The 17036-nt window shown below is 44.3% G+C and carries 16 protein-coding genes and 1 tRNA gene; 3 read left to right on the top strand and 14 right to left on the bottom strand.

What is annotated here, in order from left to right; all coding sequences use genetic code 11:
* Nucleotides 1-177: 177 nt before the first annotated feature.
* From ychF to PHF79_01640, 6 genes are all read right to left on the bottom strand, one after another.
* Nucleotides 178-1275, bottom strand: coding sequence for a redox-regulated ATPase YchF (gene ychF, locus PHF79_01665; GenBank protein ID MDD5318509.1), 1098 nt, complete (start codon nucleotides 1273-1275; stop codon nucleotides 178-180).
* A gap of 38 nt (nucleotides 1276-1313) precedes the next feature.
* Nucleotides 1314-1907, bottom strand: coding sequence for an NAD(P)H-dependent oxidoreductase (locus PHF79_01660; protein ID MDD5318508.1), 594 nt, complete (start codon nucleotides 1905-1907; stop codon nucleotides 1314-1316).
* 9 nt (nucleotides 1908-1916) lie between these two features.
* The gene (locus tag PHF79_01655) at nucleotides 1917-2144 is read right to left on the bottom strand and encodes a hypothetical protein (protein MDD5318507.1); all 228 of its coding nucleotides are present in this window, start codon (nucleotides 2142-2144) and stop codon (nucleotides 1917-1919) included.
* 8 nt (nucleotides 2145-2152) lie between these two features.
* Nucleotides 2153-3712 (bottom strand): HAMP domain-containing sensor histidine kinase, encoded by a 1560-nt coding sequence (locus tag PHF79_01650; protein ID MDD5318506.1) that lies wholly within the window; start codon nucleotides 3710-3712, stop codon nucleotides 2153-2155.
* Between the two features lie 69 nt (nucleotides 3713-3781).
* The gene (locus tag PHF79_01645; GenBank protein ID MDD5318505.1) at nucleotides 3782-5080 is read right to left on the bottom strand and encodes a DUF5667 domain-containing protein; all 1299 of its coding nucleotides are present in this window, start codon (nucleotides 5078-5080) and stop codon (nucleotides 3782-3784) included.
* Nucleotides 5019-5585, bottom strand: a complete 567-nt coding sequence (locus PHF79_01640) for an RNA polymerase sigma factor (protein MDD5318504.1) — start codon at nucleotides 5583-5585, stop codon at nucleotides 5019-5021. Before PHF79_01640 ends, PHF79_01645 begins: the two co-directional genes overlap by 62 nt.
* 87 nt (nucleotides 5586-5672) lie before the next feature.
* On the opposite strand from PHF79_01640, the gene mltG reads away from it, so the two are divergent.
* A complete protein-coding gene (mltG, locus tag PHF79_01635; protein MDD5318503.1) occupies nucleotides 5673-6530 on the top strand; it encodes an endolytic transglycosylase MltG in 858 nt (285 codons plus the stop codon).
* A gap of 88 nt (nucleotides 6531-6618) precedes the next feature.
* Nucleotides 6619-6978: a hypothetical protein gene (locus PHF79_01630; GenBank protein ID MDD5318502.1), complete on the top strand. Its 360-nt coding sequence runs from the start codon at nucleotides 6619-6621 to the stop codon at nucleotides 6976-6978.
* 64 nt (nucleotides 6979-7042) lie between these two features.
* Here the strand turns inward: PHF79_01630 and PHF79_01625 are convergent, their stop codons facing one another.
* The 5 genes from PHF79_01625 to uvrA all read right to left on the bottom strand — a co-directional run bounded on the left by PHF79_01625 (nucleotide 7043) and on the right by uvrA (nucleotide 13476).
* Nucleotides 7043-8005: a hypothetical protein gene (locus PHF79_01625; GenBank protein MDD5318501.1), complete on the bottom strand. Its 963-nt coding sequence runs from the start codon at nucleotides 8003-8005 to the stop codon at nucleotides 7043-7045.
* A 53-nt stretch (nucleotides 8006-8058) separates the two neighbouring features.
* Nucleotides 8059-8131, bottom strand: a tRNA-Ala gene (locus PHF79_01620).
* Nucleotides 8132-8167: 36 nt separating this feature from the next.
* The gene (locus tag PHF79_01615; GenBank protein MDD5318500.1) at nucleotides 8168-9103 is read right to left on the bottom strand and encodes an ATP-grasp domain-containing protein; all 936 of its coding nucleotides are present in this window, start codon (nucleotides 9101-9103) and stop codon (nucleotides 8168-8170) included.
* A 470-nt stretch (nucleotides 9104-9573) separates the two neighbouring features.
* Nucleotides 9574-10836, bottom strand: a complete 1263-nt coding sequence (locus PHF79_01610; GenBank protein MDD5318499.1) for a UvrB/UvrC motif-containing protein — start codon at nucleotides 10834-10836, stop codon at nucleotides 9574-9576.
* A 12-nt stretch (nucleotides 10837-10848) separates the two neighbouring features.
* Complete coding sequence (gene uvrA / locus PHF79_01605; GenBank protein ID MDD5318498.1) at nucleotides 10849-13476, bottom strand: excinuclease ABC subunit UvrA; 2628 nt, start codon at nucleotides 13474-13476, stop codon at nucleotides 10849-10851.
* A gap of 346 nt (nucleotides 13477-13822) precedes the next feature.
* On the opposite strand from uvrA, the gene PHF79_01600 reads away from it, so the two are divergent.
* Complete coding sequence (locus PHF79_01600; GenBank protein MDD5318497.1) at nucleotides 13823-14446, top strand: hypothetical protein; 624 nt, start codon at nucleotides 13823-13825, stop codon at nucleotides 14444-14446.
* A gap of 58 nt (nucleotides 14447-14504) precedes the next feature.
* Here PHF79_01600 and PHF79_01595 read toward each other — a convergent pair whose 3' ends face one another.
* From PHF79_01595 to PHF79_01585, 3 genes are all read right to left on the bottom strand, one after another.
* The gene (locus PHF79_01595; GenBank protein MDD5318496.1) at nucleotides 14505-14762 is read right to left on the bottom strand and encodes an SWIB/MDM2 domain-containing protein; all 258 of its coding nucleotides are present in this window, start codon (nucleotides 14760-14762) and stop codon (nucleotides 14505-14507) included.
* A gap of 115 nt (nucleotides 14763-14877) precedes the next feature.
* A complete protein-coding gene (locus PHF79_01590; protein ID MDD5318495.1) occupies nucleotides 14878-15594 on the bottom strand; it encodes a nucleoside monophosphate kinase in 717 nt (238 codons plus the stop codon).
* A 101-nt stretch (nucleotides 15595-15695) separates the two neighbouring features.
* Entirely contained in the window at nucleotides 15696-16889 is a 1194-nt protein-coding gene (locus tag PHF79_01585; protein MDD5318494.1) for a helicase-related protein, read from the bottom strand.
* Nucleotides 16890-17036: the final 147 nt, after the last annotated feature.

The following is a 17036-nucleotide window of genomic DNA, read 5'->3' as shown; positions in this document are numbered from 1 at the left end:
GTCGGGAGATTTATAGACCAAGGAAAGGGCGTAGTTAAAAAAGAGGTTCAGGACGATCACAATACTGATAATGAGAGCGGTTTTTAAAAATCTTGATTTTTTTTGGGTTTCCATATACAGACAATACTTATGAATAGTGGCCGCATTATACAATAAAATACAAGTATGAGGAAATTCCTAGATCTTAAACTCTATCACATCTCCATCCTTAACAATATAATCCTTGCCCTCTGTCCTAACGAGACCTTTTTCACGCGCGGCACCGTAGGAGCCAGCATCTAAGAGGTCCTTCCAAAAAACAACTTCCGCTCGGATAAACTTATCCTTAAAATCAGTATGAATAGCTGTACCTGCCAGCGGAGCAGCCCAGCCACGTTGAATAGTCCAGGCACGGGTTTCCTGCACGCCTGTTGTAAAGTAGGTGGAAAGATTGAGGATTTCGTAACCTTTTTTTATCAGCAAATCAATGCCATCATCTTTTCCTCCAAGCTCTCCTCTAAACATTTCCTTTTCCTCCCCCACTAAGTCTTTTAGATCCTCTTCAATCTTTGCATCCACTACTACATACTCGGCATCAAGGCCTCTAATATAGTCAAGCAATTTTTCGAACCGTCCATCCTTGATTTCGTCGAGATTGGTACCGCCAGCTTTTTTATTTAGGACATAGAGGATTGGCTTGATTGTAAGGAGATTGAGGGCTTTGGAAATTATTTTTTCTTCATCAGTCATTGCGACACTCCGCGCCAGTTTATTGGCTTTTAGGGCCGTTTCGATTTTGACTAAAAGAGCCTGCTCTTTGATTGCCGCTTTTTCCCCTTTCTTAATTTCCTTCTGAATAGTTCCAAGCCTCTTTGTCACAGTCTGCATATCTGCGACCATGAGTTCGTAGTTGATAATCTCGATATCAAAAATAGGGTCAATTTTATTGTTGACGTGAATGATATTGCTGTCCTCAAAAATACGCACCACTTCAGCAATAGCATCTGTTTCTCGGATATTGGCCAGGAATTTATTGCCCAAACCTTCTCCTTCCGAGGCCCCTTTGACCAGTCCAGCAATGTCCACAAATTCAACCACTGCAGGGACGGTTTTAAGTGTTTGGGAAAAGGCGGAAAGCTGCCAAAGCCTTTCGTCCGGCACAGTGACTACTCCGACTGATGGGTCGATCGTGGCAAAAGGATAATTGGCGGCAAGCACGCTTTTTTTGGTCAGGGCATTAAAAAGCGTCGACTTGCCGACGTTTGGGAGACCTACGATGCCTATAGACAGTGACATAGGAGACCATCATAGCCGAAAGATAGATTTTTCACAAACTATTTACCCTTTCTTCCCATTCTCTCCAGCTTGCGAATGATTCTTTTTTTATGGTTATCCGACAAAAATTTTAAGGGTCCTATGCGAGTGATTTGCACTGGAGAAATACCGGAAAATTTTAGAGTGGCCCGCACAAGCTCGCGAGTGGAGTCTCCAAAGAGGATCCGTGAGATGACAGGAATGGAGTCCATCGTGGTCACCACTCTGGCATCTCGGCCTCCAAGAAGCTTGGTCCAGCCCAGGTTGTACTTTTTAAATCGATAAGCAAATCTTGGCAGCCACACGCGATCAATCATTCCCTTCATAATGGCTGGCATGGAAGACCACCACATCGGGTAGATAAAAACCAAGTGCTCAGCCCATAAAATATCTTCCTGTACTTTGACAAGATCTGGTTCGAGAACCTGTATTTCCTTGTAGCCTTTATGTAAAATTGGGTCAAATTTTAAATCACCGATATTGGTGCGTCTAACATCATGACCCGCAGCTCGTGCTCCACGTTCATAAGCATCAGCCAAAGCGCCGTTGAATGTTTCTTTGTCTTCATGTCCAAGTAGAATATATATTTTTTTCATGTTTGATACTACGCTCATCAGCTATGGTTATTTCACTGCTATTTCTTTTAGTAAAGTTTCGTTTTCTCGCATCACCTCCATAGTCGCATCCATCTGACTTTTACCGGATTGCATCTTCTGGTGAATTTTTTCAGCCAAATTTTTAAAAAAATCTGGATTTTTTTCGATCAGGTTAAAAAGCCGATCCTGTTCAGCCTGAGGAACACCCTTCAACTGGCTAGCTAGCATTTTTTTCAATAAAAAGTTTTTAAACATACGTGCGATTATACCAAAGGTAATTCGAAAGAAAATGTTGACCCTTTGCCCTCACCTTCAGACTGGGCCTTGATTTTGCCACCATGTTTTTCCACGATAGTTTTGGCCATGTAAAGACCGATACCCATCCCTTCGGTATCAGCTCTGCGAGCATTGGGGGCACGATAAAATTTCGAAAATAAGAGTGAGATTTGCTCTGGAGAAATACCAATGCCGCTATCTTTAACCGCAAAACGCACAGTCCTGCCCCCCTCACCTCGATCGAGAGACATGCCTATCTGACCATTTGCTGGTGTGTAAATCAAAGCATTTTCAAATAAAATCTGGATAACAAATTGGAGGCGGGTTCTGTCAAACATGATCAGCGGCAGGCTTGGGTCAACATGTACATTTACTCTCAAATTTTTCTTAGCGATTTGGACCTGGTGAGACTGATACACTTCCTGAACTATTTCTCCCAACTGACCCTTAGTAAAGCGGTACAAATAGTCGCTATTGTTGTCACGAGCGACATCAATCACCACATTTGTCAGCTCAAAGAGGCGCATACTGGCATACTGGATCTGATCCACCATGTTGTTGCGCTCAGCGAGAGAGTCTGCTGCTCGCAAATCCTCGGACAACCAACGAATATGGGTCAGAGGGGTGCGAAATTTATGAGTGATATTATTAATAAATTCGTACTTTAAAACATCCACATCTCGAATACGCGTCCACACAAGATGACCAATAGCGACAGCAATCAAGCCGCTCAGGAAAGGGATGAACCAGAAAGGAAAACCTGCAAATGTTTCTACCAGGTAATTACTCAGTACATTTAGCCCTACGATAACGACACCGATCAAAACAGTAAGGCCAGAAAAGACCAGGGCATTCTTTGCCACAATATGAATATCCATCAGGTCATATTTCAGAATACCGTAAGCTAAAGGCACATTGTAAAAAACAAGAAAGGCGGACCAAATGGGATCTGCCTGAATATTGTATTCCAGTAAAAATGAAATGGAGCCGACTGTATAGCCAAAAAAGAAGGCCCCGATATAATATTTGAGACGGTTGCGTTCTACAGCATTGGAAACTTTGTATTGTTTGAACAAAAGTGACATGAAGTAGATAAACACTACAAAAAAGAAAAGGATAAAAAGCCAGTAAAACCTACCGGGCTGGTAGTAATTTGCAAAATACATTTTTGGAACTGAAGGTAGATTGAACCTAGAGGTGTCCGTCAGAAAAAAAATAAACAAGGCTGACGCAGATCCAAACAACAAAACAAGCTGACGCTTATAATCTTTTAGTTTTCCAACCACACAAAAAACCCAAGCGGTATTGAAACAAAGGGTCAAAATATTGACCATTGTAAAAAGCAATACCCTATGTGAAAGAATAGGATCTGAAATAGTTACCCCAACGGTATAGGCTACCGCAAATATGCTGTAGCACAGCGTTGTGAGAAAATAAAAAATGTTTAATCCTTTGCGAGGATTGTTGATGAGTACAGCCAAACCTAGTCCGAGGCTAATGACGATTGAACTACTGTAAAATATAGTATGGACAAGGAGCTCAGACATAAAAATATGAGCTTATTCTACTATTAAAAATAGTTCCGCTCAAGTGGACAACTTAATTGACCTATAGAGTTAGTTGGCAACTGTCACTGTGCTCGATGCTACATCAATCGTAGACGTTGCCGCTGTGCTAGAAGATACTTCAGTATTTATATCTAAGGTGCTTGTGGCTGTAGTACTTCCCGAACCGGAGGAACTACCGGTACTGTCCGTACTCGTGCCTGCAAGTGAGCTAAAATTGAGAGTCGTCGTGGAAGTAGCGCTAGAGTCCGGACTTATATTTATTGCATTTTTCACATCAGATGATGAATTGGTTTCCAAATCAATCAAACTCCTAGCGTCGCTTATCATCTGGAGGCCCTGGCCCAAATCACCTATTAATTCTGTTCTCGTCTTAAAATCAAGACTACTTGTAGCCGCAAGAACAGTAGAGACATGAGAAATAATATCCAGACTATTTTTTCTATTTGTTGAGACCGTCGAGATAGTAGTAGTCCCAAGCAGCCCAACAGAGGCATTATAACTTGCATCAAGCTGAGAAATTTTATTTTCCAAAGAGGCAATTTTTGCAGAAATGCTGGTCTTGCCGGTGGCATCATCACTGGTGCTGCTAGCTACTATCTGAGCCCTAATAACATCTTTGACCTCAGTTGTGCTAGCTATTTCGGTTTTTAGATTGCCAATCAATGCGGCAATGTGCTTGATCTGCTGTGGACCCTTTTTGCTTGAGATTTTAGACAAAACAATCTCATGCGTCTTGAGGGAGGATGAAAAAGAGGTGGCAAGGTCCTCAGCCTCGGTCGCTTGATTGTCCGAAGAGAGAGCCGTCACGCTGGCTTTGACTTGAGCCGCCTTTTCATTGAAAGCTTGCTGGAGCTGCTCCCGAGTACTATCGTCCAATCTGCCTTCAATAGAAAGCTGGGTGGCTTCATCCAAGCGACGCTCAGCTGTTGTAACAGCCCAGGAAGCCTTGGACAAAGGTGTCAGACTGACAAGGCCAACCACTTGCTCGTTGACATTTATCTTTACAGGATACAAGACGTCTCCTGGCAGAGAACCTTCGGCCGCAAAAGAGGTCCCTGCAGTTAAAAAGAGGATAGCAATCACCAAAGCGAAGGGCACCGCTCGTTTGCGAGAGAAGGAATAAACTGAAGCGGACATGCGGGCTGTGATTTCGAAGAAAGTGTAGAAAGGAGAAGCCACCGGATGCTTAGGAGCATGCTTAGCCATGGTCCGCTCTATTTGCGAACGCATAAAAACCCTCTCATTTGGAGTGAGTTTGTCTTGTTTCAAAATATTTAGACTGTTTTTAATTTTCGGATTCATTTTTTTGGTTCTTTTTTTCTGGATTTCCAGGCTTCCTACCAACATTGCTGTATATATCCTTTAGCTCCTTTAACGCTCGATGCAGTCGGACCGATACGGTGTTCTCTTTTTCCTCGATTATTTTTGCAATTTCCTTTATTGAAAGTTCCTCAACATACCTCAGCAAAATAACCTCCTTGTGTCGTGGATCCATAGTATCCAAAATCTTTATGGCTATGGCCCCATCAAGACGATCGGTAGGATCTGACTCATTTTCAAAGACAGGATCAAAGCCCTGCTCCGTCAGATCATTGAGTGAAGACATGGTATGTCGACGGTAATGATCCACGATCATGTTGTTGGCAGTCCGGTACAAAAAAGCTCGCATGTTGTCTATCTCTCCGCCTCGGATGAGATACTCCCACGTCCTGACAAATGCGTCTTGAGTAATGTCTTTTGCGACTTCCCTATCTGATGTCTTGTGATAGCAAAATCGAAAAAGAGGATCGGCGTATTGCTCGTAGTAGACAAGGAACTGGCTATGCGAAGGTTTTAAATGTCGCTTTTTCATAGATTATGACGCTTTCAGGCTGTTTTTATTACGCGACACGGGTATAATAAGGTATAATAGAGTCTGTAAGATCAATTATATCCTAGAATGAAAAAGTCAGCACCTAAAAAAACCCTTGGTATCAGCTTGCTCTTGATGGGCTTGATTATTGCCGGGGTGGTCTTTTTTACCTCTACTGACCTCGGACAGCGACTAGCCATCATGGGCATTGATATGATTGGATACACTCAAAACCTGGCGGATCCATATTATCGGTATATTCGTATTCCCGAAGGTTGGCGCAAGGAGCAAATTGCCGATGCCTATAGCCAGGTCCTAGCCTGGAATGATACTCAAAAGCAGGCCTTTCTTAGTGCCTACCAAACAGACAAAGCTCCAAGCGCTGATGGGTACTATTTTCCGACCACGTACCTTGTGCCAGCAGATGCGAGCGGAAAAGACGTCAGTAAAATCATGATCAATCAATTTAACCAGAAAGTCGGGCCGGTGATCAGTAGCACGAGCACGGTAGGTAGCGCTGCTAATAAGAATCTTAGGAAAAAAGTAAACCTAGATACTGCAATTAAAATTGCCTCTATTATCCAACGAGAAGCAGCTGGAAAAAGCGATATGCGCCTAATTTCTGGCATTATTTGGAATAGACTTTTTAAAGGTATGGCCCTGGACATTGATGCCACCCTTCAGTACGCTGCGGGAAATGAACAAGACGGATGGTGGCCTCCAGTCAGTGCCGATGACAAAAGCATAGATTCGCCCTATAACACCTATAAAAACAAAGGCCTGCCCCCTACCCCTATTGCCAACCCTGGCCTTGCTGCTATCGAAGCAGCCTTTAACCCTTTGACGACCGACTGTTTATTTTATCTGCACGACAATAACCGAAATATTCACTGTTCAGCAGACTATAAAGGCCAGCAGCAGAATGTCGTGACCTATTTGAAATAAAGGCTAAAGTCTGGTAGAACTGTTAGTAGAAAAAATAACTATGCTCATTGATAGAGAAAGACTACTACACAGTAGCTTCAATTTTGACTTGGCATTTTCGTGCCCTCACTGCGACAAAGTAGTTTCGGAGGGATCCACGGTCATTCTCAGGATTCGCCTGGAAAAAACCAAGAACAAAATTGTCGGGTTTGTGGCCGAGGATGATTTGGTATGCTGCGATGAAAGAATCGTCGTACCGAAACTTTTTCCAAACCAAGAGGAGGCGCGGAAATATCTCTCGGACATGTTCTCGGCAAAGCCAATGCCAAAACTAATGGTAGTCCCCGCGAGGCCGTACCTGGATGATGCGCTAGAGATGGGGCATTATTCGCTGGAGGAAATGCAGCTGGTGGTGGACCATCACATGGTGGCAAAAGGAAACATCGGGGGGATCTTCTCCAGAAATTAGAAGGTATTGGAAAACAATCAAAAAGCCCCGCTTGCAGCAAGCGGGGCTTTTATATTTACTATCACTATCTAATACCCGTATCGCAATATATCGTGGTGCTGGAGTATTGATTATCAACAACCCTGATTGTGCCGCTGCTAGCGCAACGAGGCAGACCCGTGGATGCAGACTGAATGACATACGCTCCCGCTGACAAGCTGACACTAAACGTGCCGTCGGTCTTGGAACTGAATTGCTTGATGACCTGCGAACCATCGGCCGCAGTGACAACGAGGGTCGTTGCATACAATTTATCGGCACATTGCGGATCAGGCGGATTGCGCATGACGGGACAAGTCGGACCGAGAAGCACCGTACCTGTGATACCACTATTTTGTTTCTGATTAATAGGAATAAATTTGAATGTTTGAGCGATCTGATCTATCACATTGTCCAGATTAAAAGCCTGGCGTAAATTATCACACTCGGTTTTTTGGGGTTCGCTGTAATTTCCACATTGCACATAACGAACAGTGAAAGTAAAGATGACGGTTTTGTCATTCTTGGGAAAGGCGTAGGCGTATTGAATGTATATACTACCGGCTGCTCCTTCGCTCTCTCTGGTAACACAGTAAGTCCGGCCATTGACAGTACTCATCAGCGTCTGTCCAGCCCGGGCAGTTTCTGACCCGGCTTCAGTACAGGTAAAGGGCTGGTTTAAAATTTGCACCTTTGGCGGCCAATCGATGGCGTCCATGTATTTGACTACGGGATTTTCAGGATACTGAAATGAAATACCCAGGCTATTATCAGTAAATGTTTTTAAAGACTGTTCTGTACTCGTGCCGGCATTTGGACACATCGTAAATTCGCAGTTGGGTCCGGTACGTCCGACATATGAGCCGTCTGGACAAAGCTTGGCTTCTTGAGTGCAATAGACGGGGGCCAGCCCACTTTGGTTGGGCAATTTAAAGCCTAGCAACACAAGACTGCCGCCGAGTAGAAAAAGGACGATGATTATAAGTAAAATTTTTTGGCCTGTTTGCATACAGGTATTATAGTACAAAAAACTGACCCGCGGGTCAGTTTTTTGTTTTGTTGTGGACGCGAGAGGATTCGAACCCCCCACCCCCTCAGTGCAAATGAGGTGCTCTACCAAATGAGCTACGCGCCCGTCTTTGACCGTCTTTTTATGCCTTACAAGTATAACCTACTTTTGAAATCGTGCAAGAGTAAGCAAATGATGGATATAATCAGAAATCTTGATGCCTGCCGCTTCCAGAGCCCTTGGCAAAGGTGAGTGTCTGGTGAGAGGCGGATTGGTATCAATTTCCAAAAGAAAAACCCCCCGACGCGGAGAAACGATAAAATCAAAAGTTGCGGCATGCCTTAAACCCAAATGCTGACGTAGGGACTTGACCGTCTCAACAATCAAGTCTTTGGAAGATTGGTCAAGACGGGCTGGTGTAAAAAATTCCGTTCGGTTTTTTCCAATTTCTACAGGCATGATTGGATAAACCTTTTCGTTTCTAAATTTGTCCACAAAGCCTGACACTACTTCAGCCCCGGCAATATATTCTTCAGCCATGATGGTAGATGAATATTGGTAGGCCGTATGCAAAGCAGTCAATAATTCATCAAAAGATCTCACCAAAGTGACCCCATAAGAAGAGCCAGACGAGACGGGCTTGATAATCATGGGCATGGAAAAAGAATGGAAGAGGGCTAAAGAAATGTCATCAATCTCTGGGGTAGAGGAAATATTAAAAATTTCATATCGTGGGGTCTTGATGCCTAGATTTTCCAGCTGTTTTTTTAAATGATGCTTGTGATGTGTCAAAGATGAAGCTAGAGCGGTCGAACCAGTGAAGGGCATGCTCAGGTTTTGCAAAATAGTCTGGACTGTTCCATCTTCACCATAAGATCCATGCAAAGCATTAAAAATAATATCTACTTTATCTCTAATTTCTGAAGGCTGAATTGGAATGCCTCCAATATGCCAGACTCCTTTACGGTCCACAAAAATATCTACCACCTGATAGAGGTGAGCTGGTGCAAGCTGGCGAATGACGCCTCCATTTTCCATGGAGAGCTCATACTCATCAGATGGTCCTCCGCGGAGAATACCTAAGCGAGTCAGTGACATCCCTACAGTATATCAAATAAAACAAAATATTAAATAAAAAAATAACCGCGAGCTTTCAATGTAAAGCATCGAGCGGTTATATGGGCGCATATTGGAGCGTAAAGAACGTTTGAATTTTGAATGAATTTTATGGGACCGGAGTCCCGCAGAGCGACAGCACACGTGTCGCAATCAGTAGCAAATCAGGGGTGAAGTTCGACCCGGCGTCTCAAGGACGTCGCATCACTTGATATGACATCCTGACCACACGGTTCGTCCTAAGGTATAGGCTCTTAGCACTCAAACCTCTCTTTTGGTTTCTTCTCTACCAAATAAAGAGTGAGTTAGTCCTGCCTATACCTTCTTTTTTCGCGGCAAGATAACGCATACCATATGTTACATTGCTGTCGCTCTGCCCCAGCCATTTTTAAAATTCATTCAAAATTCAACTGCTAGGAGTATAGCATATTTGAGTATATTGTCAAGCGTTCCTAAGTACTTAGAAACCCTTTCTTCCTCAGTTTTTTATGCCGGTTGAGTGCAAAACGGTGAGCTTCGGCGTTGGCCAGGACAATCTGCTTGGCATATTTTTGAATGATAGTCGCATTGCCTAGAAGCCTGTCTGCTTTGTGGGAAGCATTCTTGATCACAGCTACCACTGGCACTGCCGAGCTGCCAGAAAAAAGTTTTTCAGCGGCTGTGTATTGGGGTTGAGCACCATCCACCACTACTAAGGCCGGCCTAGGCCACTCCAAATGTTTGAGCCTGCGTGAAATAATTTCTTTTAAAGCGGAAATGTCATCAATCCCCTTCTGTTCGCGGATATGAAAAAGTCTGTATTGGTTCTTATCGGGATGGCCATCTGACAGGACCGTCATGACCCCGACCATGGCTTTGCCTGAAAGATGAGCCACGTCATAGGCTTCAACCCGATGCGGTGCACCGCGCCGATCTGCATTGGGCCCTGAAATATCTCCCAGATATTCCTGCTTAATGAGAGAAACGTCCTGGATATGGGTCAAGGCGTAGATCTTTTTCTTTAAAATAGCAGCTTGCTCGAAATGCTCCTCCTTGGCTGCCAGTGACATCTCCTTTTCGAGGGATTTTATGAGACTGGATATTTTGCCTTTGAAGATCAGCTCCAGATATTTTACAGTCCGATTGTATTCCTTGGCTAAAACCTCGCCGGTACAGGTACCGGGACACAGGCCAATGGATCGATTGAAGCAGGGGCGCGGAGTCTTACCTTTTTTTAACTGCTGCTCCGCAGTGACGCATTTTTCGTCACGATACGGAAAAATTTTACGGATTATTTTTAGGGCTTCCTTGAGTGAGCCGCTGTGAGGGTATGGACCAAAAACCGCTTTAGTCGGTCCGAAGCTGGCTAAATCTTTTTTTCGGACCAATAAAATCCGTGGAAATTTTTCTTGAGTAATGACAATACAGAAATAGCTTTTATCGTCTTTTTCTTTGGTGTTATAGACTGGCCTAAATGTTCTGATCAAATCTGCTTCAAGCATCAAAGCTTCGAGGACTGAATCTGTTTTTCTAAAATCAATGGAGACCGCTTCCTTGACCATCTTTTCAATCAGCGGACTGCGAATAGCAGCAATCTCATCTGCGAAATAACTCCGGACTCTGTCGCGCAATGAAGTAGCCTTGCCTATATATAGAATCTTTTTGCGAAGGCCAAGGAAAAAATAGACTCCGGGTGAATCTGGTAATTTTTTGATTTTTTCTTTAAGACTTGCCATAGGTTTTTTTAGCTACTTTCTGAGTACCCGCTTTAGATACTTGCCGGTATGACTTTTAGGATTGGCGGCCACATCCTCCGGAGTGCCTTTAGCTACGATATTTCCCCCACCAACTCCCCCTTCTGGGCCAATATCAATAACGTAGTCAGAAGACTTGATCAGATCCATATTGTGCTCGATGACCATGACAGTATTACCTTTGTCCACCAGTTTCTGAAGAATCTCAATAAGCTTGCGTACATCTTCATAATGTAGACCGATGGTCGGTTCGTCCAAAAGATAGATTGTTTTTTGAATATGGGGTTTGTAAAGCTCTGAAGAGATTTTGACGCGTTGAGCCTCCCCGCCAGAAAGTGTAGTGGCGCTTTGCCCAAGCTCTAGATAGCCGAGACCCACCTCATTGAGTGTATGCAGACGGTCATAGATAGCCGGAATGTCTTCAAAAAAGGCTAGGGCTTCCTCAACCGTCATACAAAGCACCTCAAAAATATTTTTCTTTTTATATTTTATGTCCAAAGTTTCCTTCATAAAGCGTTTGCCCTGACAAACATCGCAGGTCACATAAACGGTCGGCAAAAAATGCATCTCAACTTCAATCATCCCATTGCCTTGGCAGTTCTCGCAGCGCCCGCCTTTGACATTAAAGGAAAAACGATTGGCTTTCCAGCCGCGCGCCTTGGCCTCGATAGTCTCGGCAAACATGTCGCGGATAAAAGTGAAGGCTCCGGTGTAAGTGGCAGGATTGGAGCGCGGCGTCCGACCAATTGGACTTTGATCTATGAGAATGGTGCGACTAACATACTCCGTGCCAGTGATAGAAGCACAATTGTAGATTTCAGCAGAGCGGTATTTACGCTCGAGACGTGCCTGGAGATTTTTATGAATGATTTCATATACAAAGGAGGACTTGCCCGAGCCAGAAACGCCGGTGACGCAGACGAGTTTGCCGAGCGGCACATCAATATTCATATTTTTGATATTAAAAATATGGCCTCCTTTTATGGACAGCTTGCCCCTATCTGCATCGCGTCGCTTGTCTGGAATAGCAATTTTTTTTTCTCCCCGCAAATATGAAAGCGTAAGGGAGTCTGAAGTATTTTTTTTAGCTGTCAGAAGGGTGTCGAGATAATCTGAAACAACTACGTGCCCGCCATGCACCCCTGCCCCTGGTCCAATATCGACAATGTAATCAGAAGCAAAAATAGTGTCTTCATCGTGTTCGACAACAATAATAGTGTTGCCTGCATCGCGCAGACTGAGAAGGGTTTGAATCAGTCTATCATTATCTTTTTGATGGAGACCGATAGTCGGCTCGTCGAGCACATAAAGAGCTCCCACGAGACCAGAGCCGAGCTGAGAAGCAAGACGGATGCGTTGAGCCTCCCCGCCCGAAAGAGTGTTGGCTCGACGGTTGAGAGAAAGATAGTCAATCCCGACATCATTCATAAACTCGAGACGAGCCTGAATTTCCTTGATCACTACTTTGGAAATTTCTTTTTCAGTTGGGCTGAGTTTGAGGTTGGTAAAAAAATCAGCCGCATCGGCAATAGACATAGCCGTGAGGTCGACAATGTTCACTTTATTCTTTTCACCCTCTCCATTCATAAGAAAGACATGTAGAGCCTCCGGACGAAGACGAGCCCCTTTGCAGACTAGGCAAGGTTCGGTTCCAAAGAAAAAACGGCTACCCAGACCGTTACATTCAGGACAGGCGCCATAAGGTGAATTGAAAGAAAAAAGCCGTGGCTCTATTTCCGGATAAGAAAACCCATCATATGGACACATAAATTTTGAGGAAATAAGATGGCTTTCTTTAGGGGTCACTATGCGTAAAAGCCCATCGCTTTCGGTGAGCGCTCGTTCGATTGACTCACTGAGACGTTCTTTGAAAGCCCCCGTGTTGGTTTTGAGCTCGGAGAAATAAAATTCATCCACCAGCACATCGATACTGTGCTTCTTATTTTTATCTAGAATAATCTGCTCGCGAAGTTTTTTAGATTGACCATCGATCAGCACCTGCTCAAAGCCTTTGCCAAGCAGATCATAAAGCATCTGGTAATATTCCCCTTTTCTTCCGACGACAAGCGGTGCATAGACGCCAAATTTTAAGTCGTTGTAGGCTACGCCAAGCACCTTTTTTTCTTTACCTGAAACATCAATGGCATTGACTGTATGAAAAATTGAATCAAGGATTTCCTCTTTTGAGAGGCGTTTGATCTCGCGACCACACTCCAGACAGTGGGGTTTACCAATACGAGCGTAGAGAATACGCAAATAGTCATAAATCTCAGTGATGGTGGCTACTGTTGAGCGAGGATTGTTTGAGCGGGATTTTTGGTCTATCGAAATGGCCGGTGAAAGGCCAATGATTTCATCCACGTCCGGCTTCTGCATCTGGCGGAGAAATTGACGAGCATAAGAAGAAAGCGACTCCACATAACGGCGTTGACCCTCAGCAAAGATGGTATCAAAAGCTAGAGAAGATTTTCCGGAACCCGAAAGACCGGTGATGGCAATCATTTTATTGCGCGGCATTTCGACGGTGATATTTTTCAAATTGTGAGTGCGAGCACCTTTGACCACAATCATTTCATCCCCGCGTTCATTTTCATGAGTTTTTTTATAGCTTTTAGTCTTCATATTTTTCCTATATTTTATATGCCACGATACACCCCAGGCTTGCTCCTATGGGTGTATCTCAAATTTTGATAAGTAAACTATAAGGGTAAAGTGAGGAAAAGACTAGTTGACAAAATCTATAAAGTATTCTAATGTCACATCAGAAATCGGTGACTCCTTGAGTCAACCGATTGCAGCTAAACAACTAAATAGAAAAATAAGCTAGTGAAAAAAGCATTGTTTGCAGTTATTGTCGTTCTCAGTCAACTCCTCACCATGGCCGATCAAAATCCCGCGCAAGTCGCGGCGCCGGCCTTCACCCTCAGAATACCTCGGTAAACCTGGCATTGTGTTCTACAGGGGTCCAGTGCAGACCAATGAGATCACCATCGCCTACCGCGACTGGTATGTCGATGCTTGGCAGTCAATAGGCCTCGGTAACAATAAACGACTGGGAAATTCTGGAGACGAAGTTGACCTCGGCCTCGGATGGAGCCACAGCTACGACTACGTCAAACTCAGTGTCCAGATGAGCTACTTCATCCTTAGCCAGTTCAGAACAGCGGCAGATGACCGTCCAGTATTTGACGTCAGGGCTGATTTCCTGAAAGTCCCGGTCGTTCAGCCGTATGTTGCTGCTCGCTGGATGGGCCGCTTCACGCAAACCGTAAAGGAAGGAGGTTGGTTTTACTGGCTTGGCGCTCGACGTGTACAACCTTTGGGTTTTTCGATCATTAAAGGCTCTGGGCAAGTCAAGTTCAATCTCGATGCCTCCATTGTGTTTTCGGACGGCGCGCTTGAAAGAACAGGGGGGCTCGTGTATGGGAGAATGTGCGGAACACTCGACATTCCTCTGTCAAAAAACCTGTCACTGATGCCTTCCATTATCTGGCAGATACCGAGTAGCACGCAACGCGGTACCAGTATCAGTAAGTGCTACGACAGCCACCAAGAGATTGCCTACTCCCTGGGTATGCAATTGAAATTCTAAATCGAATAAAAAACAAAAACCGCCCGGAGCGATCTGGGCGGTTTTATATTTTTTGAAATTATGAAAGATGCTTTGAAACTAGCTTTGTCATTTCAAACATATTGACCATAGCCTTGCCGCCAAAGACCTTTTTAAGATTTTCATCAGCGTTGATATTGCGCTTGTTTTTTGGGTCCTGAAGATTATTTTTTTTGATGTAAACCCAGAGAGCCTTAACAACCTCTGATCGAGGCATCGGACCCTTACCCACTACAGCAGCTAAGTCAGCACTGATGTTCATAGGCTTCATGAAAGCAGAATTGGTCTTTTTTTCCATTTTTTTAAAAGTTAATTAATATTATGCGAACGGCCACATTATACCACTTTGGGTAGAAAAAACCAGCGCCGTATGAGGTACGCTGGTTTTGGTTGAGGTCACTTTGGGTTGGTGCTCAGATCGAGCGATGAATGAGCTCGGTCGCCGTCACCCCAAGAAATCCTTTGATCTCAAAAAAAACTTCTTCCGGATCCCTGTTGGTGTTGTCCACCCGCAGAAAAGCCGTAGCAAATTTTTCGAGTGACGGAATGATCGGCTCCGTCTCAAGCTTAAACTGATCTATCCTTTTCAGAAGTGCCCCAGCGTCATCCCTGCCCTCAGCAATGTCGCGAGCTTTTGCTCTGTTATAAGCTACTTCCTCGTCGGCATGAATGTGAATGGCACAAACTGCGTAGCCGTGTAAATCCACAAACTCCTTGAGTAGGGCTTCTTGACCACCGTTTCGAGGAGCTCCGTCAAGAGCCACAAAAACAGGAAAGCCATTGTCTTGGATTTCCGACTCGATGATATTGTTGATGATCTCATCAGGTACAAATTTTCCTTGACGCATCAATTTTCTGGCCGGATGCTCCTCCGGCAGCTGCTTCAGCTTTGCCGACACCTCGATGTCGTGAAAGCCGATTTGAGCCAGGTAACGCCGCTGTGTTCCTTTGCCTGCACCTTGGATTCCAATAAAGACGACAAGTAGCCCGCGATTGCCCAGCTTCCGAAGCAGTTCTCCCATGAGGGCAAACCACTCCTTTGGACAAAAGTTCTCATTCATCTGCCGCAGTCTGACTTCATCAGCCGGCGACAAAGAGGCTGAAGATTCTCTGATTGTTTTAACTTCCATCACTATACCCTCCCTTTATTTTGATTTTTTGTTTATGCTTTGTTCAGGGCTGATTTTTAATCAGCAGTCTCCGCACTTTTTAGCATATAAAAAAATATAAATCAACTATTTATATTTTTCTTTTCCTTGGCAATTTTTTTATCTGTCTTTTCGAGTTGGTCATTCAAAGCTTTGATCTCGTCTCGTAGAATAGCTGCTGTCTCAAAATCCAGCTCTTGGACAGCCACCTCCATTTGACTTCGCTTTTCTTTTATTAATTTTTTAGGATCATCCTTGAAAGCCGCATTGTCGAGAGCGAGCAAACGGGCAATGGTTTTCTGATGTTCGCTTTGAATCTGCTCCGTAATGTCATTGATTTTTTTAGCAATTGTTTTCGGAGTGATGTTGTGTTTGGTGTTGTAGGCAATCTGCAACTCACGACGACGATTTGTTTCTCCGATGGCTCTTTCCATTGAACCGGTCATCACATCTGCGTAGAGAATGACTCGGCCCTCGACGTTGCGGGCGGCACGTCCGATGGTCTGGATCAGGGCCGATTCCGAACGCAGAAAACCCTCTTTGTCAGCATCAAGAATACCAATCAAGGCTACCTCTGGCAGGTCGAGACCCTCACGCAGAAGATTGACCCCTATCAAAACATCAAAGACGCCCTTGCGAAGCTCCGTCAGAATCTGAATGCGATCCAATGTCTGAATATCACTATGCAAATATTTTGTTTTAATTTTTTTCTCGGATAAATATTCGCTGAGGTCTTCGGCCATTTTCTTGGTCAAAGTAGTGGCGATGGCACGAAAACCTTTTTTGATCACCTTTTGGGCCTCTTGAATGAAATCCTGAATCTGTCCCGGATAGTCAGCGCCTGCAGCATCGGGCCCAGAAACAACTGGCTTGACCACTATTTCTGGATCAATCAATCCGGTCGGGCGAATGATTTGTTCAACAATTTGATTGCTTTCCTGCAATTCAAATTTGCCTGGGGTTGCTGAGGTGTATATGGTCTGGCCAATGAGTTTTTCAAATTCTGGAAATTGCAGAGGACGGTTGTCTTTGGCGCTTGGTAGACGAAAACCGAAATCCACAAGATTTTTTTTGCGTGAGGCATCACCAGCATACATGCCATTGAGCTGAGGCACGGTCACATGCGACTCATCAATGACAGTCAAAAAATCTGCTTTACCATCGGCAGTATGAGGAAAATATGAAAGCAAAGTATCAGGCGCCTCCCCTGCCTTTTTACCCGAAAAATGTCGTGAATAATTTTCAATACCGTTGCAGTACCCCACCTCACGAATCAAGGCGAGATCGTAATTGGTGCGACGTTTGAGGCGTTCAGCTTCTATAATTTTACCGTCTTTTTTAATTCAGCTAGGCGGGTATCAAGCTCATGTTTTATATCTTCCACTGCTCGTAAACGCTCTTCTTCAGGAGGGGCCAAATGGTTG

The organism is Candidatus Paceibacterota bacterium, assembly GCA_028714275.1.
Lineage (GTDB): Bacteria > Patescibacteriota > Minisyncoccia > Phycocordibacterales > CAINVO01 > CAINVO01.
Note: the sequence above shows the minus strand (reverse complement) of the source record. Positions and strands in the feature narration are given on the sequence as shown.

Coding starts and splice junctions, on each gene's coding strand:
- ychF (MDD5318509.1), bottom strand. CDS start 1,275: ATGTCACTGTCTATAGGCATCGTAGGTCTCCCAAACGTCGGCAAGTCG.
- PHF79_01660 (MDD5318508.1), bottom strand. CDS start 1,907: ATGAGCGTAGTATCAAACATGAAAAAAATATATATTCTACTTGGACAT.
- PHF79_01655 (MDD5318507.1), bottom strand. CDS start 2,144: ATGTTTAAAAACTTTTTATTGAAAAAAATGCTAGCTAGCCAGTTGAAG.
- PHF79_01650 (MDD5318506.1), bottom strand. CDS start 3,712: ATGTCTGAGCTCCTTGTCCATACTATATTTTACAGTAGTTCAATCGTC.
- PHF79_01645 (MDD5318505.1), bottom strand. CDS start 5,080: ATGTTGGTAGGAAGCCTGGAAATCCAGAAAAAAAGAACCAAAAAAATG.
- PHF79_01640 (MDD5318504.1), bottom strand. CDS start 5,585: ATGAAAAAGCGACATTTAAAACCTTCGCATAGCCAGTTCCTTGTCTAC.
- mltG (MDD5318503.1), top strand. CDS start 5,673: ATGAAAAAGTCAGCACCTAAAAAAACCCTTGGTATCAGCTTGCTCTTG.
- PHF79_01625 (MDD5318501.1), bottom strand. CDS start 8,005: ATGCAAACAGGCCAAAAAATTTTACTTATAATCATCGTCCTTTTTCTA.
- PHF79_01615 (MDD5318500.1), bottom strand. CDS start 9,103: ATGTCACTGACTCGCTTAGGTATTCTCCGCGGAGGACCATCTGATGAG.
- PHF79_01610 (MDD5318499.1), bottom strand. CDS start 10,836: ATGGCAAGTCTTAAAGAAAAAATCAAAAAATTACCAGATTCACCCGGA.
- uvrA (MDD5318498.1), bottom strand. CDS start 13,476: ATGAAGACTAAAAGCTATAAAAAAACTCATGAAAATGAACGCGGGGAT.
- PHF79_01595 (MDD5318496.1), bottom strand. CDS start 14,762: ATGGAAAAAAAGACCAATTCTGCTTTCATGAAGCCTATGAACATCAGT.
- PHF79_01590 (MDD5318495.1), bottom strand. CDS start 15,594: ATGGAAGTTAAAACAATCAGAGAATCTTCAGCCTCTTTGTCGCCGGCT.